The organism is Neisseria sp. MVDL19-042950, from assembly GCF_030504625.1.
Taxonomy (GTDB): Bacteria; Pseudomonadota; Gammaproteobacteria; order Burkholderiales; family Neisseriaceae; genus Neisseria.
Map to the genome: position 1 here is coordinate 40,417 of NZ_JAUKWH010000007.1, position 19,326 is coordinate 59,742.

General features: G+C 50.2%; 19 protein-coding genes. 5 read left to right on the forward strand and 14 right to left on the reverse strand.

Features of this window, described 5'->3' with window-relative positions; all coding sequences use genetic code 11:
- Nucleotides 1-105: 105 nt before the first annotated feature.
- Together Q0X97_RS07620 and Q0X97_RS07625 are read left to right on the forward strand one after the other, a co-directional pair.
- Nucleotides 106-924 carry a pyruvate, water dikinase regulatory protein gene (locus tag Q0X97_RS07620; RefSeq protein WP_302066746.1) on the forward strand — a complete coding sequence of 273 codons (819 nt, stop codon included), beginning with the start codon at nt 106-108 and terminating at the stop codon, nt 922-924.
- Nucleotides 925-1,194: 270 nt separating this feature from the next.
- Nucleotides 1,195-2,340, forward strand: a complete 1,146-nt coding sequence (locus tag Q0X97_RS07625; protein ID WP_107879673.1) for an iron-containing alcohol dehydrogenase — start codon at nt 1,195-1,197, stop codon at nt 2,338-2,340.
- 55 nt (nt 2,341-2,395) lie between these two features.
- On the opposite strand, the gene Q0X97_RS07630 is transcribed toward Q0X97_RS07625, so the two are convergent.
- The 6 genes from Q0X97_RS07630 to gmk all read right to left on the reverse strand — a co-directional run bounded on the left by Q0X97_RS07630 (nt 2,396) and on the right by gmk (nt 9,152).
- On the reverse strand, nt 2,396-2,758 hold the full coding sequence (locus Q0X97_RS07630) for a rhodanese-like domain-containing protein (protein ID WP_302066747.1): 363 nt from the start codon (nt 2,756-2,758) through the stop codon (nt 2,396-2,398).
- Between the two features lie 139 nt (nt 2,759-2,897).
- Nucleotides 2,898-4,265 (reverse strand): L-serine ammonia-lyase, encoded by a 1,368-nt coding sequence (locus tag Q0X97_RS07635; RefSeq protein WP_302066810.1) that lies wholly within the window; start codon nt 4,263-4,265, stop codon nt 2,898-2,900.
- 144 nt (nt 4,266-4,409) lie between these two features.
- Complete coding sequence (locus tag Q0X97_RS07640; protein WP_302066748.1) at nt 4,410-5,687, reverse strand: HAAAP family serine/threonine permease; 1,278 nt, start codon at nt 5,685-5,687, stop codon at nt 4,410-4,412.
- A 408-nt stretch (nt 5,688-6,095) separates the two neighbouring features.
- A complete protein-coding gene (locus Q0X97_RS07645; protein WP_302066749.1) occupies nt 6,096-8,252 on the reverse strand; it encodes a bifunctional (p)ppGpp synthetase/guanosine-3',5'-bis(diphosphate) 3'-pyrophosphohydrolase in 2,157 nt (718 codons plus the stop codon).
- A gap of 31 nt (nt 8,253-8,283) precedes the next feature.
- Nucleotides 8,284-8,490: a DNA-directed RNA polymerase subunit omega gene (rpoZ, locus tag Q0X97_RS07650; RefSeq protein ID WP_085390183.1), complete on the reverse strand. Its 207-nt coding sequence runs from the start codon at nt 8,488-8,490 to the stop codon at nt 8,284-8,286.
- Nucleotides 8,491-8,534: 44 nt separating this feature from the next.
- Nucleotides 8,535-9,152, reverse strand: a complete 618-nt coding sequence (gmk, locus tag Q0X97_RS07655) for a guanylate kinase (protein WP_302066750.1) — start codon at nt 9,150-9,152, stop codon at nt 8,535-8,537.
- Nucleotides 9,153-9,378: 226 nt separating this feature from the next.
- Between gmk and Q0X97_RS07660 the strand changes: the two genes are divergently transcribed.
- The gene (locus Q0X97_RS07660) at nt 9,379-9,948 is read left to right on the forward strand and encodes an adenine phosphoribosyltransferase (RefSeq protein ID WP_302066751.1); all 570 of its coding nucleotides are present in this window, start codon (nt 9,379-9,381) and stop codon (nt 9,946-9,948) included.
- 179 nt (nt 9,949-10,127) lie between these two features.
- Here Q0X97_RS07660 and ispH read toward each other — a convergent pair whose 3' ends face one another.
- The 8 genes from ispH to mutM form a co-directional block, all read right to left on the reverse strand.
- Entirely contained in the window at nt 10,128-11,066 is a 939-nt protein-coding gene (ispH, locus tag Q0X97_RS07665; protein WP_302066752.1) for a 4-hydroxy-3-methylbut-2-enyl diphosphate reductase, read from the reverse strand.
- Between the two features lie 26 nt (nt 11,067-11,092).
- Entirely contained in the window at nt 11,093-11,590 is a 498-nt protein-coding gene (gene lspA, locus Q0X97_RS07670) for a signal peptidase II (RefSeq protein ID WP_302067701.1), read from the reverse strand.
- A gap of 278 nt (nt 11,591-11,868) precedes the next feature.
- On the reverse strand, nt 11,869-12,750 hold the full coding sequence (locus Q0X97_RS07675) for a carbohydrate kinase (RefSeq protein ID WP_302066754.1): 882 nt from the start codon (nt 12,748-12,750) through the stop codon (nt 11,869-11,871).
- Nucleotides 12,747-14,141, reverse strand: coding sequence for a sugar porter family MFS transporter (locus Q0X97_RS07680; protein WP_302066755.1), 1,395 nt, complete (start codon nt 14,139-14,141; stop codon nt 12,747-12,749). Before Q0X97_RS07680 ends, Q0X97_RS07675 begins: the two co-directional genes overlap by 4 nt.
- 359 nt (nt 14,142-14,500) lie before the next feature.
- Nucleotides 14,501-14,953 (reverse strand): ProQ/FINO family protein, encoded by a 453-nt coding sequence (locus Q0X97_RS07685; protein WP_302066756.1) that lies wholly within the window; start codon nt 14,951-14,953, stop codon nt 14,501-14,503.
- Between the two features lie 226 nt (nt 14,954-15,179).
- Nucleotides 15,180-16,274: a chorismate synthase gene (gene aroC / locus Q0X97_RS07690; protein WP_302066757.1), complete on the reverse strand. Its 1,095-nt coding sequence runs from the start codon at nt 16,272-16,274 to the stop codon at nt 15,180-15,182.
- Between the two features lie 82 nt (nt 16,275-16,356).
- A complete protein-coding gene (locus Q0X97_RS07695; RefSeq protein WP_302066758.1) occupies nt 16,357-17,121 on the reverse strand; it encodes a 1-acylglycerol-3-phosphate O-acyltransferase in 765 nt (254 codons plus the stop codon).
- 127 nt (nt 17,122-17,248) lie between these two features.
- Nucleotides 17,249-18,076: a bifunctional DNA-formamidopyrimidine glycosylase/DNA-(apurinic or apyrimidinic site) lyase gene (gene mutM, locus Q0X97_RS07700; protein WP_302066759.1), complete on the reverse strand. Its 828-nt coding sequence runs from the start codon at nt 18,074-18,076 to the stop codon at nt 17,249-17,251.
- A gap of 245 nt (nt 18,077-18,321) precedes the next feature.
- Between mutM and rpsO the strand changes: the two genes are divergently transcribed.
- On the forward strand, nt 18,322-18,591 hold the full coding sequence (rpsO, locus tag Q0X97_RS07705) for a 30S ribosomal protein S15 (RefSeq protein WP_302066760.1): 270 nt from the start codon (nt 18,322-18,324) through the stop codon (nt 18,589-18,591).
- Between the two features lie 93 nt (nt 18,592-18,684).
- Nucleotides 18,685-19,218: a glutathione peroxidase gene (locus tag Q0X97_RS07710; RefSeq protein ID WP_302066761.1), complete on the forward strand. Its 534-nt coding sequence runs from the start codon at nt 18,685-18,687 to the stop codon at nt 19,216-19,218.
- The last annotated feature ends 108 nt before the right edge of the window (nt 19,219-19,326 follow it).

The window sequence follows — 19,326 nt, forward strand, 5'->3', positions numbered from 1 at the left end:
GGCTTTATTTGCCGTTAGGCAATTGGTATGATACGCCTTTAAATTTAAGGCCGTCTGAATGTTTCAGACGGCATCCTACAATTGGTTATTTTGAGAGACTTTAATATGGCGCGCCGTACCGCATTTTTTATTTCAGACCGCACCGGGTTAACTTCCGAAAGCATGGGTGAAGCCCTGCTGGATCAATTTGAAGGTGTGAATTTCAAACGGGCTACTTATCCTTTTGTCGATACCGCCGAAAAAGCCCGTGCTATGGTGCAGATTATTAATGCGGCAGCGAAGGAAAGCGGTCTGCGCCCTTTGGTGTTTACCAGTATCATTAATCAGGAAATCCGCCAAATTATTAAAAACTGCGACGGCCTGCATTTGAGTTTTTTCGATGCTTTTCTGGGTACCATCGAACGGGAACTCGGATTGAGTGCGCGGCATTCGGTAGGGCGTACGCACGGCATCGGCGATACCGAACGCTATGATGCACGTATGGAAGCGGTGAATTTTTCGTTGAATCATGATGACGGTATCAGCGGTAAAGATTTGAAAGATGCCGACGTTATTCTGATGGGCGTATCGCGTTCCGGCAAAACGCCGACTTGCCTGTATTTGGCCCTTCAATACGGTATTCGCGCCGCCAACTATCCGCTGACTCCCGACGATTTGGAAAGCACCGAGCTGCCGCGTATGGTGCGTCCTTACAAAAACAAATTGTTCGGTTTAACGATTCTGCCGGAGCGTTTGCAAGCTATCCGCCAAGAGCGCCGTCCCGACTCTAATTATTCAAATTTGAATACTTGCCGTCGAGAAGTATCTGATGCACAAGCCATGTTCCGGCAGCATGGTATCCCCTTTACCAATACGACCGATAAATCGGTGGAAGAGTTGGCGGTAAGTATTATGCAGTCATGTCATTTGAAGCGTCGTTTTTAAAGAGGATGCGGCAAAAGAGTTTGGTTATATTGGATTTTGGTTGAGGAGAATAACAATCGTTAGTGAATTGGCATTTTGATAAGAAACGTTTGCTTTTGTTTTTTAAGATAAATAAATTGCAAATTCACTGACGGCGGTCGGTTGGTAGCTTGCAGTTCAGGCGGCCTTGTGGCAATTTGATTCCAGTCAATGCGTGCCGGGCAGTTAAAGCGTAGCATTGACTCATTAATCTTTTAATAAACCGTATTATAAAAAAGGAGGGACACAACCATGGCAACTCAATTCTTTATGCCCGTACAAAACATTTTAGGGGCGGATGCCTTGAAAGAGGCGATGGATGCTATCGTCGCATTCGGTTTTAAGAAAGCACTGATTGTTACCGATGCCGGTTTGAGCAAGCTCGGTGTAGCAGAGCAAGTCGGTAAGCAGTTGAAAGAAAAAGGCATCGATTATGCCGTATTTGATCAGGTTCAGCCCAATCCTACCGTCGGCAATGTCAATGCGGGATTGGCGGAGCTGAAATCTTCGGGTGCGGATTTTATCGTTTCATTGGGCGGCGGTTCGTCGCACGACTGTGCCAAAGGTATTGCCGTTGTGGCAACCAACGGCGGAAAAATCGAAGATTATGAAGGGGTAAACAAGTCGAAAAAACCTCAATTGCCGCTGATTGCCATCAACACCACCGCAGGCACGGCATCTGAAATGACCCGCTTTACCATTATTACCGACGAAACCCGTCATGTGAAAATGGCGATTGTCGATAAAAACGTTACGCCGATTCTTTCGGTAAACGATCCTTTATTGATGGAGAATATGCCCGCGCCTCTGACGGCTGCCACCGGTATGGATGCGTTAACGCATGCGGTTGAGGCTTATGTTTCTACTGCTGCCGACCCGATTACCGATACTTGTGCCGTTAAAGCTATTGAGTTGATTGCACGTTACCTGCCGACCGCCGTTCACGAACCGAAAAATAAAGAGGCCCGTGAAAAAATGGCTTATGCGCAATTCTTGGCCGGTATGGCATTCAATAACGCTTCTTTGGGTTATGTGCATGCAATGGCCCATCAATTGGGCGGCTTCTACGATCTGCCGCACGGTGTTTGCAATGCTTTGCTGCTGCCGCATGTCGAGCGTTTCAACCAACAGGTTGCAAAAGGGCGCTTGGATGAGATCGGCGCAATTTTGAGTAAAAACAACCCTGATTTGGCCGGTTTGGAAGTGATCGATGCCATTACCAAATTGGCGCGTATTGTCGGCATTCCGAAATCTCTGAAAGAATTGGGCGTGAAAGAAGAAGATTTCGGCGTGTTGGCAGATAATGCGCTGAAAGACGTATGCGGTTTAACCAACCCGATTCAAGCGAATAAAGAGCAGATCATCGGTATTTTCAAAGCAGCTTTTGATCCCGCTTAATCGTTTTTACTGATTGAGATAAGGCCGTCTGAAAAATTTCAGACGGCCTATTTTGTTAATGCAAGAATTGCTTCCGTAAGTCTTGATAGCTTCCGTGGTTGACCACATTGGTATAACCGAGCTTTTTCAAGGCTTGCAGGGCGGATTCGGCACGTCGGCCGCTGCGGCAGTAAAGGTTCACTTGTTGGGTTTTGTCGGTGCTGATCGAACGGATTTTTTCGACGATTTGGTCGTGGGGAATATTAACCGCACCTTTCAGATGGCCTGTGTTGAATTCTTCCAATGTGCGGACATCGATCCAAATGCTTTGGGATTTTTGAGCGGTTTGCCCGGCGGCGGGCTGTGCCGCCGCAGCATAAAGCGGGGAAATGGAAACAAGGGCGGCGCTGATAAACAGGATTTGAAACAGTTTGGACATAGGTATCTCGGTATTTTTTAAATATATAACAATCAAAGGGCTTTTTAATTTAAGACGGCCGTCTGAAAGTGCGGTTTAAACGAAAAACCGTCGAAGGCTAAGCCGCAACGGTTTCGTTTATTAAAAACAGGTGGCAATGTTAATTGCAGACAATCTTAATTGCCAAGCCGCCTTGTGAGGTTTCGCGGTATTTGGCGTTCATGTCTTTACCGGTTTCATACATGGTATCGATCACTTTATCCAAGTCGACACGCGGCGTACTGGCGCGGCGCAGGGCCATGCGTGCGGCATTGATGGCTTTTACCGAGCCGATGGCGTTGCGCTCGATGCAGGGAACCTGCACTTGGCCGCCTACCGGATCGCAAGTGAGGCCGAGGTTGTGTTCCATGGCGATTTCCGCCGCGCTGCAAACGCGTTCGGGGGTGCCGCCTAAAATTTCCGCCAATCCCGCCGCAGCCATTGAGCAAGCCACGCCGACTTCGCCTTGGCAACCCACTTCGGCTCCTGAAATGGAAGCATTCATTTTATAGAGCGAACCGATAATGCCCGCAGTGAGTAGATAGCGGTCGATGATTTCGGGAGTGAGCGGTTCGACGAATTTGTCGTAATACATCAAAACGGCAGGCACGATACCGCATGCACCGTTGGTCGGGGCGGTTACCACGCGGCCGCCGGCAGCATTTTCTTCGTTTACCGCCAGCGCATACATATTTACCCAGTCGATAATCTGCATGGGGTCGTTGTTGAGGTTTTTATTGGCGGAAAGCCAGCGGTAAAGCCCTACGGCGCGGCGGACGACTTTTAACGGGCCGGGCAGCACGCCTTCGGTGGCCAAGCCGCGCTTCATACAGTCGGACATGGTTTGCCAGATATATTGCAGATATTCTTCAACTGCTTCTTTTCCATGCAGCGCCACTTCGTTTTGATACATCAGATTGGAGATGGACAAACCGTTGTCGTTGCAGTGTTTGATAATGTCTTTGGCGTTTTTATAAGGAAAGGGGACTTCGACGGCTTGTTTTTCTTCTACGCCGAAATGCGCTTCATCAACGATAAAGCCGCCGCCGATAGAATAGTAAGTTTGGCGGTAGACTTCTTTTTCGTCGCTATCGAAGGCCGTGATGGTCATCCCGTTTTCATGCAAAGGCAAAAAATCGTTATGGAACAACATATCTTCGGCATATTGGAAGCGTACTTCGTGTTCGTTCAACGCCACAGCCAGCCTGCCGCTTGCTTTAACGTTTTCGACAAAAGCCGGAATCAAATCGATATCGACGTTATGCGGCAAGTAACCTGCCAAACCCATGATGATGGCGGTATCCGTTCCGTGACCCAAGCCGGTCATGGATAACGAACCGTATACATCGACACGGATATGCTCAACCTGTTTCAGTTTGCCTTGGGAGCATAAGTCGTCAATGAATTGTTTGCCTGCCTTCATCGGGCCGACGGTGTGGGAGCTGGAAGGGCCGACACCCACTTTGAAAATATCGAATACGCTGATCATGGTACTGCTCACTTATCTTGGTACCGGCTTTTAAAACCGGAATGGTATCTGTCTGAGAGGCCGTCTGAAAAACCGTTTTGGTTTGCATGGTGCAAAACATTCGAACAGATGGTTTTCAGACGGCCTGAATAAGGTTTCAGCTTATTAAGCAATTAAGTTGTAGATAATATTGGATATTGCGATCAAGCCCATTACCACCACGAAGACATTGCTGAATTTGCCTTGGAACCGTTTCATTGCCGGTACTTTTCTGACGGCGTACATCGGCATAATGAACAGGATCATAGCAATAATGGGGCCGCCCAGCGATTCAATCAAGCCCAAGATGCTCGGATTGATGATGGCAACAACCCATAAAGTGATCAGGAAGAACAGGGCAGAGTAGAGGTTCAGTTTTTTATGGTTGATGGCAGTATCCGAACCGGCATCGCGTTTGAGTTTGATAAACAAGCCTTCCAAACCTTCGCGCGCACCCATGTAGTGGCCGAAGAAAGAGCTGGTAATGGCCAAAAATGCAACAAACGGGCCTAAATAGGAAATGTAGGGATTGTCGAATTTATTGGCGAGGAACGACAGAATCGAAATATTTTGTTCTTTTGCCAAAGCCAGTTCGGACGGGGTTAAAGTCAATACACAACTGAATACGAACAGCATCACGAAAACCAATAAGACGGTGGCGGTGCTGCGCAGAGTGCGGCTGGCGTGCCGGTCTGTTAATTCGGCATCTTGGTATTCGCGTTGTTGGGACAAAACGAAAGAAGAGATGGCCGGTGAATGGTTGAAAGAGAAAACCAACACGGGGATGGTAATCCATAAGGTGGTTAAAAACGCGCCTGCGCTCGGAATGTTGGTAAGCGAAGAGGTGTTCCACTCGGGAATCAGGTATACCGATAAGATAAACAGAATAAATACCAGCGGATATACCAGCCATTCGGTTACTTTCAATACGATACGTTCGCCCAACAGCAATACACCGATTAACGAAGCAATCAAAATAAACGACAACAAGGCCCGCGGAGGAGAAGCCATGCCGAGCTGGTTGACGAGAAAGGAGTCTATGGTATTGGTGATGCCGTTACCGTAAATCAGCAAAATGGGGAAAATGGCAAAGAAGTAGAGCAGCGTAATCAATTTGCCGGCGGTTTTGCCGAAGTGCTCTTCTACTACTTCTGTAATATCGCTGCCCGGTTTGGCGGAGGAAAGTACGAAACGTGCCAAACCCCGATGGGCGAAATAAGTCATCGGGCCGACGATAATGGCCATGGCGACAAGCGGCCAGAATCCGTTCATGCCAGCATTGATCGGAAGGAACAGCACGCCGGCTCCCACGGCGGTTCCGAATAGGTTTAGTGTCCAAACCAAGTTAAATTTATTCAATTTTGAAGAGGCCGTTTGCGGGTGGTTTGAATGTTGTGATTTCATTTTAAAAACCTCTAATAAATAAATGTTTTGTTTATGTGATGGTTGAAAGCAAATGTTATTGGATGTAATTTTCAATCAATGCAGCTTTGTTCTGATTTTTAATCGGATATAGTAAAAATAATATTTTTTAAGCCATAACGTTTTGACTTGGATAAAAGATTTGCTAATAAGTTTTAAAATAAATAAAAAGTTTGGGAGCATGTTCTTTATGTTGAATGAAAATAATATGTAATTGAATAACATGGGCGAAAGGTCTGACGGTTTTACCTTGTTGTAATCGGTTGTTAAGCGTTGCGGTATTGTCGAACTTTGGGTTTGATTTTGCCAAATTTTCCATAACATGAAATTTCAAAGCCGAGAGGCCGTCTGAAAAGTTTTCAGACGGCCTCTCGGCTTTGAAACATGCTTCTAGTTGCGCACAACGCGGCGGACATGCGGAATAGCGTGGAGGGCGCGGATGATTTCGTCCAATTGAGCCGTATCCTTAACTTTGATAAAGAATTTGAATTCGATAAAGCCTTCTGTGCCAGCTTGTTTTTGCGACGGTGTTTCCACCGATTCGATGTCGGCGTTTGCGCCTGAAATTGCTTGAGCCATAGCGGCAAGCAGGCCGTGCGTGTCGCGGGAACCGACGGTGAGCGAGGTGCGGAAACTACGGTCGTGTATGCTGTCCCAGTTCGCGTCAAGTTGTTGTTCCGGATCAGCCTTCAACACATTCGGACAAGTATCGCGGTGAATTACCATGCCTTGGTCTTTAATCAATACAGCGCGGATGTTGTCGCCCGGAATGGGGTTGCAGCATTGTGCCAAATGTACGCGGCCGGTTTCGTTGCCGTTGATTTTAATCGGGCTGAGGCGGACTTCGTCGCCGAAATGTTCGCCCGCCAGTTCGGCGATGTGCATGGCAACGGATACCGGCAGAGTATGCCCCATACCGACGCTGTACAACACATCTTCAAAGGTGGTTTGCTTGTTGTTGAGGTCGGCGAGATATTTCTCTTTGAGGCCGTCTGAAAGCAATACATTTTGCGGCAATAAGCTGGATAGGGCTTTTTGCAGCAGGTTTTCGCCGAGCGTAACCGCATCTTGGCGGTTCATGTTTTTAATATAATTACGGATGGCGCTGCGGGCACGGCTGGATACGGCAAAGCTCAACCAAGCAGGGTTGGGCTTGGCTTGTTCGGAAGTGATGATTTCAACCGAGTCGCCCGTTTTCAACTTGGTGCGCAACGGCATCATGGTGTTGTTGACACGGGCGGCAACGGTGCGGTGGCCGATATCGGTATGTACGGCATAGGCAAAGTCAATAGGGGTGGCACCTTCGGGCAAGGCTAGAATTTTTCCTCTGGGTGTAAGGATATAGACTTCGTTGGGAAATAAATCGACTTTAACGGCTTCGAGAAACTCAATCGCATTCGAGCTGCCGGCTTGGAGGTCGAGAATGTTTTTCAACCATTGGTTGGTGTGCAGGGTAGCTTGGTCAACGGTATTTTCGCCGGATTTGTAAATCCAATGTCCGGCCACGCCGCCTTCCGCTACGGCATCCATTTCACGGGTGCGTATCTGCACTTCGATCGGCAAACCGTAGGGCCCTACCAGAGTGGTATGCAGGCTTTGGTAGCCGTTACTTTTGGGAATGGCGATATAGTCTTTGAAACGGCCGGGTTTCGGTTGGTACAGGCCGTGCAGTGCACCGAGAGCGGCATAGCATGCGGGAACGCTGTTGACGATAACGCGGAAGCCGTAGATATCCATCACATCGGCAAAGCGCAGGTTTTTCGCCTGCATTTTCTGATGGATACTGTATAGGTTTTTTTCCCGCCCTTTGATTTGGGCTTCGATATTGGCTCCGACCAGACGTTGGCTGAATGCACGAAGCACTTTGCCTACTACGTCGCGGCGGTTGCGACGGCTGGCTTTCATGGCCTTTTGCAACGTTTCATAGCGGCGCGGGTGCAGGTTTTGGAAGGATAAGTCCTGCAGTTCCTGATATGCGTTGTTTAAGCCGATGCGGTTGGCAATTTGCGCATAAATTTCAAGAGTTTCTTGGGCGATACGGCGGCGTTTTTCGGGGCGCATCGAACCGAGGGTGCGCATATTGTGCAGCCTGTCGGCCAATTTGACCACGATCACGCGCACGTCTTTGGTCATCGCCAGAATCAGTTTGCGAAAACTTTCGGCTTGATGCTCGGCCTGACTGTCGTATTCGAGCTTTTCGAGTTTGGAGAGGCCGTCTACCATCTCGGAAATGGTTTCACCGAACTCGGCTGCCATTTCGACTTTGGTTACGCCGGTGTCTTCCAATACATCGTGCATGACACCCGCACACAGACCTTGTATGTCCATATGCCAGATAGACAACTGGGTGGCGACGGCAAGCGGATGGGTAATATAAGGTTCGCCGCTTTTACGGGTTTGGCCGTCATGGGCGTGAAAAGCGAAGGCGCAGGCTTTTTCAAGTAACACCTTTTCTTCGCTGTTCAGGTAAGAGGCGGTGCGGAAAAGTAATTCGCGGGCCTCTGCTGTGAGCGGATCATAAGGGGCGGTAGGCTGGGGGGCAAGCATTCAGACGGCCTTAGTGCTTGTTTTGTCGTATTTATTTGCCGCGTTTGAGCAATTCCACGCCGATTTCGCCGGCAGCGATTTCGCGCAGGGCGGTAACGGTGGGTTTGTTGTTGCGGATGTCGTCAACCAGCGGTGTGTTGCCGTTTTCGAGCTGGCGTGCGCGGCGTGCCGCGGTCAAGGTCAGGTCGAAATGGTTGGGGATTTTGGTAATGCAGTCTTCTACGGTAATACGGGCCATTTTGGTAGTGCTTTCTTGAATAAAAATACTATTGTCGCTGTTTTTTAAGATTTTTCCAACAGGTTTTCGATAAATACTTGTTGGGAAGGCAGCTTCAGGCGGTATGATTTGATGATGTGCAGCAGATCCGCTTCGGCAGTAACTACATCATGGTTGACGATAACATAATCAAACAGGAAAGCTTGTTCGATTTCATTGCGTGCTTTGCTTAGGCGTTTGGCAATCACTTCGGGGCTGTCCGTGCCGCGCCCTTTCAGGCGGTCGGCGAGCTCTTGGAATGACGGGGGAAGGATGAATATACTGCATGCGTCGGGCAATACGCGGCGCACTTGCTCCGCGCCTTGGATGTCGATTTCGAGAATAACGTCATAGCCTTGTTCGCGTAAGATGTTTACACCCTCTACGCTGGTGCCGTAATAGTTGTCGAAAACTTTGGCGTGTTCCAGAAAAGCGCTTTCGCCGATTAAGGCTTTGAATTTTTCAACATCGACGAAGTAGTAGTGCTTGCCGTGTTCTTCGCCGGGTCGGGGCGGGCGGGTGGTGTGGGATACGGAAACACGGATATCGTCGTGATGTTTGATCAGGCGTGAAACCAGTGTGGTTTTTCCGGTGCCCGAGGCGGCAGATACGATAAAAATATTGCCTTTTTTGGATGCTTGCATGATGTTCTGATAATGAGGGGAAAATCGTCGTTTATTATGCCACACTGTGCGATACAGCGACAATGTACATCAGGCTTCGGGCAGAGAAACCGCAAAAGGGAAAGGCAGTATTTTTTGAGGCCGCTTGATGTACTCATCGGTTTTTTTTGTTATACAATTACATGTTTGAGTTTTCGATGTGCGGAGCGACCGCAATTGTTTCGATTAAAGGTGAAAAGGAATCTTTATGTTGATTCACCCTGATGTGATGGGCGTGGCAGCGTTGGCCGAGAAAATTCGGAAAATACCCAATTGGCCGAAAAAAGGTATTTTATTTCATGATATTACGCCGATTTTGCAAAGCCCCGAGTATTTCCGTTTGTTGGTTGACTTATTGGTGTACCGCTATATGGGCCAGAAAATCGACGTTGTGGCGGGGTTGGATGCACGCGGATTTATTATCGGTGCGGCGTTGGCGTATCAGTTGAATGTGGGTTTCGTACCCATTCGTAAAAAGGGTAAGCTGCCGTTTGATACGGTGTCGCAAAGCTATGCTTTGGAATATGGCGAGGCAACGGTGGAAATTCATACGGATGCCATTTGCAAAGGTGCACGGGTTTTGCTGGTGGACGACTTGGTGGCAACCGGCGGTACGATGCAGGCAGGCATTGGACTTATCCGCAAACTCGGCGGAGAGGTAATCGAAGCAACGGCCATTTTGGAGTTTACCGATTTGCCCGGAGGTAAAAATATCCGTGAGCACGGTGTGCCGCTGTTCACTCTGTGTCAGAATGAAGGTTCTATGCCGGAGCATTAATAGTTCTATGCCGGAGCATTAATAATATTACTGGAGCAAGCCTTAAGAGGCCGTCTGAAAAAAGTTTTCAGACGGCCTCTTTTAAATATATGGAAACTTTACGATGCCTTTTTCTACATTGAATGCCGTTACACCTTGAATGGTGTTCGCATGCGGGAGAATGGAGATTCCGTACCGGCTTATTCTTTGCGTAAGGCTTTGGGCAATACGAACACGATGCTTTCTTCCACGCCTTCGCCTTCGCGCACGGTATCGTGTCCCCACTCTTGAATGGTGGCGATCACTTCCTGCACCAATACTTCGGGAGCGGATGCGCCGGCGGTTACGCCGACTTTGTTTTTGCCTTCAAACCATTCGCGTTTCAGGTAGCTTGCGTTATCCACCATATAAGCGTCGACACCGCGCAGGGCGGCCACTTCGCGCAGGCGGTTGCTGTTGGAAGAGTTGGGGGAGCCGACTACGATAACGATATCGCATTGCGCAGCCAGCTGTTTGACTGCTTCTTGGCGGTTGGTGGTGGCGTAGCAGATGTCTTCTTTATGCGGGCTGCGGATATGCGGGAAGCGTTTTTGCAGAGCTTCGATGATGTCTTTGGTTTCGTCTACCGATAAGGTGGTTTGGCTGACATGTGCCAGTTTTTCGGTATCGCGCACTTCCAGCTTGGCAACGTCTTCCACCGTTTCAACCAGCAACATGCTGCCTTCGGGCAATTGCCCCATCGTGCCTTCCACTTCGGGGTGGCCTGCGTGCCCGATCATAATGATTTGATAACCTTGTCCGTCCAAGCGGGCAACTTCTTTATGAACTTTGGTAACCAGCGGGCAAGTGGCATCGAATACTTGAAAGCCGCGTTCGACGGCTTCGTCCTGCACCGCTTTCGATACGCCGTGCGCCGAGTAGATTAAGGTTGCTCCTTCCGGCACATCGGCCAAATCTTCGATAAAAATGGCACCTTTTTTACGCAGGTTGTCGACGACGAATTTATTGTGTACCACCTCGTGGCGCACATAAATCGGTGCTCCGAATTCTTCCAGCGCACGCTCTACGATGCTGATGGCTCTGTCTACACCGGCACAAAAGCCGCGCGGGTTAGCTAATAAAATGGTTTTTTTTGTCATGGTTTGAAGTTTGGGTAGGTATGTTTTCAGACGGCCTGTTTGTCGTCTTTTTTATGTTTGAATCCGTCGATAATCAGCATTACCGCGCCGACACAAATAAAGCTGTCGGCGATATTAAATGCCGGATAGTGCCAGTTTTGCCAGTAAAACAACAGAAAATCAACTACATGGCCGTGAATCAGGCGGTCGATTACATTGCCGAACGCACCGCCGATAACCATTGCCGCGCCGAGCTTGCCCCATGCGCCGAAATCGTCTTTTACAATCGCACGGGCCAGATAAAAGCTGATAACCACAGCCAGACCGAGGAAGAAATATTTTTGCCAACCGCCTGCATCCGCCAAAAAGCTGAACGCGGCACCGGTGTTGTAAACCAATGTCAGGTCAAAGAAATTCGGGATGATGTTAAGCCGCTCGGTATATTCGAAGCGGTTGAGTATGGCGGTTTTGCTGATTTGGTCGAGGATAACGGCAACGATGGCCAGCAGCCAGTATTTCGTTTTGGAAGTTTTTTTGATAGTCATGTGTGGGGCGGCAATAAATGAAAGTGCTGCATTTTACCTGAATCATGTGGTGCTGGGGTAAATTGAATCAAGACGCCGGAATCTTGGCGGAGTGCCGTCTTAGGCATATTCTGCGTTGCGCACGGCTCGACCGTTTGCCTGACTTGATGTTGTGTCAGAGTTTGTCTGATTATTGCGTTTGGAACTGCGTCTATACCATCCGATAGCTTTTTGAAGTTAGAGGCCGTCTGAAAAGAATAGGGTGTTTTCAGACGGCCTCTGGTCGAAACGGCCAGACATCAAACAGGATTAATAAAGTTTTCGATTTCCCGCCGGCTGATTTCAGGCGTTGCGCCGCGACAAGCGGCGACCATCGCACCCAGAGCGCAGGCAAAAGTCAGGGTTTCACGGGGGTGTGCACGGTTGAGCAGTTGGTAGGTTAAACCTGCCAGAAAGCTGTCGCCCGAGCCGACGGTATCGGCCACTTTAACGCGGAAACCGCTGTGGTGGTAGATTTCGCCGTCGTCGAAATAAACGGCACCGTGGCTGCCAAGTGTTACGCAGATTCGCGATACGCCGCACAGTTCGGCAAGATAGCGGATGTTTTGTTCGACGGAATGTTGTTTTGAACCGTATGCCCGAGCCAGTTCGTATAATTCGTCGTCGTTCATTTTGACCAAATCGGCCTGTTTCATCATAGAAAGCAGGCGGTCGGTGTCGTAGTGGGGCGGGCGCAGGTTGACATCAAATATTTTGAATTTGGCCTGTTCCAATAATCGTTCGAGCGTGTTGCGCGAAACTTCGTCGCGGGTCGACAGGCTGCCGTAGATAAAAGCATCGGATTCCGCTACGCGTTTGAGCGCAGTTTCTTCAAATCGGATTTTGTCCCAAGCGCAAGGGTAAACGATGTCGTAAGACGCGCAGCCCGATGAATCGAGCGTTACTTTTACCAAACCGGTGGCTTGTTCGTCGGAAACTTGCAGCAAATCGGTAGCGATGTTTTTGCTTTCAATCAGGCGCAACAGTTCTTCGCCGTCCGCATCGTTGCCGCGGCAACTAATAATGCTGCAATCGGCACCGAGGGAACACAGGCGCACCAATACGTTGAGCGGCGCACCGCCCAGCACTTTGCCGCTCGGAAGGTCGTCCCATAACACTTCGCCGAAGCTGGTTACTTTCATGATACGTTTTCCTTAATCAGTGATTGAGAGAGTTCTTCCAACGGCACACCTTTGGTTTCGGGCATCATAAATATCACGAATACCAGTTGCAGCACCATCATAACGGTAAAGCCTACGAACACCCATGCCGCACCAATGCTGCCGAATAAAAACGGAATCATAGCGGGAATGGCCGCAGCAAGTACCCAGTGGGTGGAGCTGCCGAGGGATTGGCCTTGAGCACGCAGATGGCTGGGGAAAATCTCGGAAATAAATACCCAGATTACCGTACCTTGGCCGATGGCGTGTGCAGCGATAAACAGGAAGAAAAACAAGGGTACGGCAATGCCCTTCCATTGCAGAAAAAATGCCAGCGATACCAAACCCAATGAGATGATATAGCCGAAAGAGCCGATATACATCAATTGGCGGCGGCCGAACTTGTCGATTAATGCCAAACCGACGAAGGTAAAAATCAGGTTGACCAAACCGATGCCTACGCTGCTTAACATGGCTGCACTTTTTTCCAAACCGGCGATTTCAAAAATACGCGGCGCATAGTATAGAAAAGCATTGATGCCCGACATTTGATTAAAAAAAGCAATCAGAAAAGCCAGCAATACCGGCAGCCGGTATTTTTTCAGCCACAGGCTTTCCTTTCTATACCCACTGTCGGCTTTGGCAGCCGCCATCAGCTCATTGATATCCGCATGGGGGTTTACCTGTTGCAATACCGAGCGTGCTTCGTCATAACGCCCTTGCATCATCAACCAGCGTGGCGACATCGGGATGGTGAATACCATCAGTGTATAGATTACGGAAGGAACAACTTGTACACCCAACATCCAACGCCAAGTGTTTGCACCGAGTTCCAAGCTGCTGAATAAAAAATTGGAAAGATAGGCTATCAAAATGCCGAATACGATATTAAATTGATACATGGCGACCAAGCGGCCGCGTTTTTCCGGCGGGGCGATTTCAGACACATAAGCCGGGGCCGCAATCGTGGATGCTCCCACCCCCAAACCACCGATAAAACGGAAAAATGCAAACTGCCACGGGTTGGAAACCAGCGCCGAACCGAGCGAACCGATGATATACAAGAAGCCGATGAAAATCAGGGTTTTTTTCCGGCCGAGTTTGTCGGTGGGGATGCTGCCGAAGAGGGCACCGATAACCGTACCCCATAAAGCTGACGACATGACAACGATTCCGTGAAACCAATCGGGGCTGTTCCACAGTTTTTGAAGGGCTTGATCCGCACCTGAAATCACTACGGTATCGAAGCCGAATAGAAAACCTGCCAAAGCCACCGTAATCGACCAGAAAAGAAGTTTTGACTGGTTCATAAAGTATCCTCGCTTTGTTGAGTTGAAAATAAAAACTTTTTGAATGCAAATATTGTGAAGCACGACATAGGCCGTGCAAAGGAAACTTCGGGTTTCTCGGTAAGCGGAAGAAGGCTTTTCAGACGGCCTGTGGGATGGCTATCGGTAAATCAGGCGGCCGTCAGCTTTAAAAAATGTTAGAGCGAAGCCGCATTTTAATGCATAACTTTGACAAGGAATGAATATAGAAGTTTGATAGGGAAGGATATTTATTTAGTGTGCCGTAGGAGGTTATGAATGCAGATTTTCATGCACAAGGCAAAGATAAAACTACAAACATTTGCTTTCTGTTTTCAGACGGCCTCAGATGCTTGCTCGAATCCGGTAATACAAAAACGGCCTGTTGATTAAACAGGCCGTTTTTATATAAGCAGAAGAGTGCTTTATCCTTCGGTTCCGCTGGCAGTTTGGGTTTCCGGAGGGGAAACTTCGCCGGTAGGTTGCGGCGCTGTTTCATTCCGGGTTGCTTTACGTTCGGCTTGGGCGGCCAAAGCCTGCTGTACTGCCGGATGCTGTTGGGCGATGGCTTGTTCTTCGGCGCTTACTTCGCCTTTGAAACGGTTGTTCAGGTCGAAGCGTTTGCCGCCGCGGGCCAATGCTTTCAGGTAGCGCGGGCGGCGGCAGTGGTTGGCCAGCACGCGGGCGATCAAAGCGGGGTCGAATTGGGGCAGGGCGGTAGCGAGGTCTTGGTCGATACCGACGGCCAGCGGCTTGAAACGTTTGAACACATCGTATTTATTGTAGATGTGGTCGGCAATCATATCGGTTTGTTTCTTTTTGCTCATGGTTTGTACTGCGGATTTCAGTGCAGCACCCAAAGCGGTTTCTTTTGTCATGTCTGTGTTCCTGTGAATAAACCCGTTGCCCTGTGCGGAGGGCTGAAAATTGGAGGCATTTTAGTATAAAGTGAGTGTTTTGGCTAAGGTTTTATCGGCAAATACTTGAATTTTTCTGCCGTTTCGCCGCATTTCAGGCTGTTGCCCGATTGCCTGCCTGTTGCAACACCGCAGAGGTTGAAAAGGCCGTCTGAAAAGTTTTCAGACGGCCTTACTCGGTTTGAGTTCAACGGCGTGCGATATCGGGTGTGTCCACGCGCACATCGGCATTCTGGGCGCGGTGGCGCAGGGCATGGTCGATCAGCACCAGTGCGAGCATGGCCTCGGCAATCGGGGCGGCGCGCAGACCGACGCAGGGGTCGTGGCGGCCGTGGGTGGCGAGTTCGACGGGATTGCCTTCGATGTCGATTGAGCGGCGCGGGGTGGCAATGCTGCTGGTGGGCTTGACGGCGATGTTGACGGCGATATCTTGGCCGGTGCTGATGCCGCCCAAGATGCCGCCGGCGTGGTTGGACAAGAAGCCTTCGGGGGTCAGCTCGTCGCCGTGTTCGCTGCCGCGTTGGGTGATGCAGCCGAAACCTGCGCCAATTTCCACGCCTTTGACGGCGTTAATCGACATCATAGCGTGGGCGATGTCGGCATCGAGCCGGTCGAATACGGGTTCGCCCAAACCGACGGGTACGTTGCGGGCTTCGACGGCGAGTTTGGCTCCGACGGAATCCAGCGATTTGCGCACGCTGTCCATATAGTGTTCCAACTCGGCTATTTGGCTTTGGTTGGCGGCGAAGAAGGGATTGTTGCCGATGTGTTCGTAGCCTTCGAAGGCGATGGTTTTTTCGCCCACTTGGGTAACGTAGGCGGTGATTTCGGTGCCGAACTTTTCTTTCAGCCATTTTTTGGCAATCGCTCCTGCGGCAACGCGGGCGGCGGTTTCGCGGGCGGAGCTGCGGCCGCCGCCGCGATAGTCGCGGATGCTGTATTTGTGCCGATAGGTGTAGTCGGCGTGGCCGGGGCGGAATTGTCGGGCGATGTTGCCGTAGTCTTTGCTGCGTTGGTCGGTATTGCGGATGAGCAGGGCAATCGGTGTGCCGGTGGTTCGGCATTCAAATACGCCGGAAAGGATTTCCACTTCGTCGGCCTCGCGCCGTTGGGTAACGTGGCGGCTGGTGCCGGGTTTGCGGCGGTCGAGGTCGGTTTGGATGTCGGCGGCGCTTAATGAAAGCCCGGGCGGGCAGCCGTCGATGATGCAGCCTAATGCGGGGCCGTGGCTTTCGCCGAAAGTGGTTACGGTGAAGAGTTGTCCGAAAGAGTTGCCTGCCATGATTTTTTATGTGGGAAAGTGGATACAGGCGGCAAGTGTAGCATAAAAGGCCGTCTGAAACGGAACGTCTGCCGACTTCGGACTATTTGTCTTCCCGTACTTTTTGGCGTACGAATGTTTCGGCAATGTCTTTCAGGGTAAAGCGGTCGGTTTCGGGGCATTCGTCGGGGTAAACCGGCTTGGAAAAATCGACGCGGATATGCAGTTCGGGCATGGAAATCACACGCCAGATGGAATGCAGCAGGCTCACGTCGGCATAGGAAGGTTCGGTGGTGCGGTTGCCCAAATGGTCGTAATAGCGCAAAGCCATAACCTGAATCGGTGCGTTGCTGTCGATGGCGGATTGAAACAACGCGGCTTTAAACGGCAGCACGTCGGTGCCCGAAGAGGTTTTTGCTTCGGGGAAAAAGCTGACGTTTTGGCCGGATTTTAAAGCGGCGGCAATGGCTTGGTTGATGGGTTCGACATCTTTGCGCGAATTGCGGTTGATGAAAACCGTGCCGGCGTTACGCCCCATTTTGCCGAGCACGGGCCAGTTGCTGATTTCTTGCTTGGCGATAAAACTGCTGGGATAAAGTGCGCTCATGGCGAAAATATCCAGCCATGAAACATGGTTTGCCACCACCAGATTGCCGTGAGTATGGAAATGTTCGGGCGGGGTGGAAACATCCAACTTGATGCCCAGCGCCTGCAAAGCGGTGGAGCCCAGCGTGATGATGGCTTGGTTGCGCTGCTCGGGGTCGTCGCCGTCTATCCGGTTCAGGTTGCGGCCTGTTTTAAACAGCCATACCGCCAGCTTGAACAGGCGGGCGAAGCGGAGGGTGAGAGGGGCTTTTTGTGCAGACATCAGGGAAGTGTTCTTTATCAAAAGTGCAGGGCGTGGATTATATTACAAGTGTTTGCTTTGCTGCGAATCGGAAAGCGGTTTTCAGACGGCCTGTTGGCACAAGCCTCGGCAACAGGCCGTCTGAAAACTATTTCTGGCAGTGGCTGCAATAGAATGTGCCGCGCTGCCCAAGGGTTTCTTTCTGAATCGGTTTGCCGCATTGTATGCACGGTTCGTTGTGTCGGCCGTATACGGTGTATTCCTGCTGGAAATAACCGCTTTGGCCGTTGCTGTCGACAAAGTCGCGCAGGGTGCTGCCGCCGGTGGCAATGGCGCGGTTTAAGACGGCCTGTATCGTTTCCACCAACTTTACGCATTCTTGCTTGGTGATTTTGTTGGCGGGGCGTTTGGGGGAAATGCCGGCTTTGAACAGGCTTTCGTTAGCGTAAATATTGCCGATGCCGACCACCACGGCATTGTCCATCAAAGCGAGTTTGACGGCACGTTTCTGCGTGTGCAGTTTCGAGTATAGATAAGCCGCATCGAATTGCGATTCGAACGGCTCCGGACCGAGAGCGGCAAGCAGCGGGTGGTGTTCGGCCGCTCCGGCAAACCATAAAACCATCCCGAAGCGGCGCGGATCGTGATAGCGCAGCACGGTGCCGTTATCAAAAACAATATCGACGTGGTCGTGTTTGCCGATTTCGTCAATGGCGGGGTTGCCGGCGGTAAGGATACGCAGGCTGCCCGACATTCCCAAGTGGATCAGCAGCACGCCTGTGTCGAAACGGATCAGCAGGTATTTGGCGCGGCGGGAGCAGCTCAAAACCTTTTGTTTGTGGAGTATTCCGTTTAAATCGGGCGTAACGGGAAAGCGCAGTTTGGGTTGGCGCACAACCGCACGGTTGACGGTTTGGCCGCTGATGTGCGGGCTGATGCCGCGCAGTACGGTTTCGACTTCAGGTAGTTCGGGCATGACATTCTCGCAGACAGAAAATAAAAATATGGCGGGTAAATTATGGTTTCAGACGGCCCGGTCAGGCTAGGGAAACAGTTTACAACAACTGTTTGCCGGTTTCCGATAAAACCGTGCAAACTTCGATAAGCTGTGGCATAATTCGGCACTCGTTGTAAAACGAATTCAGGAGTTTGCGCGGGTTACGGCTCGGCAAACTTGTCCGAACCGCAAGGTTCATTTTATTTATTTGGAGTTTATGCATTATGGCATTGACCGTAGAACAAAAAGCACAAATTGTTAAAGATTTCCAACGCAAAGAAGGCGATACCGGTTCTTCTGAAGTGCAAGTTGCTTTGTTGACTTTCCGTATCAACGACCTGACCCCCCACTTCAAAGTAAACCCTAAAGACCACCACAGCCGTCGCGGTTTGCTGAAAATGGTAAGCCAACGCCGCCGCCTGCTGGGTTACTTGCGCCGCACCAAACCGGATACTTACCGCGAGTTGATTACCCGTTTGGGCTTGCGTAAATAATCTGATCATCTTAAACGCCGTTCGCCGAGAGCGGCGTTTTTCTTTGGCATGAGGCCGTCTGAAAAAATACGGTAAGCAGTAACAGGAAAGAAGATGAACCTTTACGATTTCAACGTGAAAGATGCACAAGGTGGTGTTACGGCGTTGTCGGACTATCGGGGCAAAGTGCTGCTGATTGTGAATACGGCCACCCGCTGCGGGCTGACACCGCAATATGAGGCTTTGCAGCAACTTTACGGCCGCTATTCGGAGCGGGGATTGGAAATTCTCGATTTCCCGTGCAACCAGTTTCGGAATCAGGCACCGGAAAGCGGCGGGGAAATTGTGCAAATATGCCGGACCAAGTTCGGCACGCAGTTTAAGACTTTCGACAAAATAGAAGTAAACGGGGCAAACGCCCATCCGCTTTATGTCTATTTGAAGTCGCAACAGCCGAACGACCGAAGCGGACACAAGATAAAGGATTGGCTGTTGAAGCTGGCGGCTGCCGGTATGGGGCATGAGGATGCCGATATCAAATGGAATTTCACAAAATTCTTGGTAAATCGCGAGGGTGCGGTAGTGGGGCGGTTTGCTCCCACCGTAACACCGTTGGAGATTGAAAAAGAAATTCTGGCTTTGTTATAAGCATTTTGCGGAAGCATCAGGCCGTCTGAAAAGATTATTTGGGTGTTCCCTATCTTTTCAGACGGCCTGATGTTTTTATAGATTTGTAATTTTTTTACCAGATATGTA

Bases quoted from the DNA above. Each gene is read 5' to 3' on its own strand.
- Q0X97_RS07620 (WP_302066746.1), top strand. From the start codon at position 106: ATGGCGCGCCGTACCGCATTTTTTATTTCAGACCGCACCGGGTTAACT.
- Q0X97_RS07625 (WP_107879673.1), top strand. From the start codon at position 1,195: ATGGCAACTCAATTCTTTATGCCCGTACAAAACATTTTAGGGGCGGAT.
- Q0X97_RS07630 (WP_302066747.1), bottom strand. From the start codon at position 2,758: ATGTCCAAACTGTTTCAAATCCTGTTTATCAGCGCCGCCCTTGTTTCC.
- Q0X97_RS07635 (WP_302066810.1), bottom strand. From the start codon at position 4,265: ATGATCAGCGTATTCGATATTTTCAAAGTGGGTGTCGGCCCTTCCAGC.
- Q0X97_RS07640 (WP_302066748.1), bottom strand. From the start codon at position 5,687: ATGAAATCACAACATTCAAACCACCCGCAAACGGCCTCTTCAAAATTG.
- Q0X97_RS07645 (WP_302066749.1), bottom strand. From the start codon at position 8,252: ATGCTTGCCCCCCAGCCTACCGCCCCTTATGATCCGCTCACAGCAGAG.
- rpoZ (WP_085390183.1), bottom strand. From the start codon at position 8,490: ATGGCCCGTATTACCGTAGAAGACTGCATTACCAAAATCCCCAACCAT.
- gmk (WP_302066750.1), bottom strand. From the start codon at position 9,152: ATGCAAGCATCCAAAAAAGGCAATATTTTTATCGTATCTGCCGCCTCG.
- Q0X97_RS07660 (WP_302066751.1), top strand. From the start codon at position 9,379: ATGTTGATTCACCCTGATGTGATGGGCGTGGCAGCGTTGGCCGAGAAA.
- ispH (WP_302066752.1), bottom strand. From the start codon at position 11,066: ATGACAAAAAAAACCATTTTATTAGCTAACCCGCGCGGCTTTTGTGCC.
- lspA (WP_302067701.1), bottom strand. From the start codon at position 11,590: ATGACTATCAAAAAAACTTCCAAAACGAAATACTGGCTGCTGGCCATC.
- Q0X97_RS07675 (WP_302066754.1), bottom strand. From the start codon at position 12,750: ATGAAAGTAACCAGCTTCGGCGAAGTGTTATGGGACGACCTTCCGAGC.
- Q0X97_RS07685 (WP_302066756.1), bottom strand. From the start codon at position 14,953: ATGACAAAAGAAACCGCTTTGGGTGCTGCACTGAAATCCGCAGTACAA.
- aroC (WP_302066757.1), bottom strand. From the start codon at position 16,274: ATGGCAGGCAACTCTTTCGGACAACTCTTCACCGTAACCACTTTCGGC.
- Q0X97_RS07695 (WP_302066758.1), bottom strand. From the start codon at position 17,121: ATGTCTGCACAAAAAGCCCCTCTCACCCTCCGCTTCGCCCGCCTGTTC.
- mutM (WP_302066759.1), bottom strand. From the start codon at position 18,076: ATGCCCGAACTACCTGAAGTCGAAACCGTACTGCGCGGCATCAGCCCG.
- rpsO (WP_302066760.1), top strand. From the start codon at position 18,322: ATGGCATTGACCGTAGAACAAAAAGCACAAATTGTTAAAGATTTCCAA.
- Q0X97_RS07710 (WP_302066761.1), top strand. From the start codon at position 18,685: ATGAACCTTTACGATTTCAACGTGAAAGATGCACAAGGTGGTGTTACG.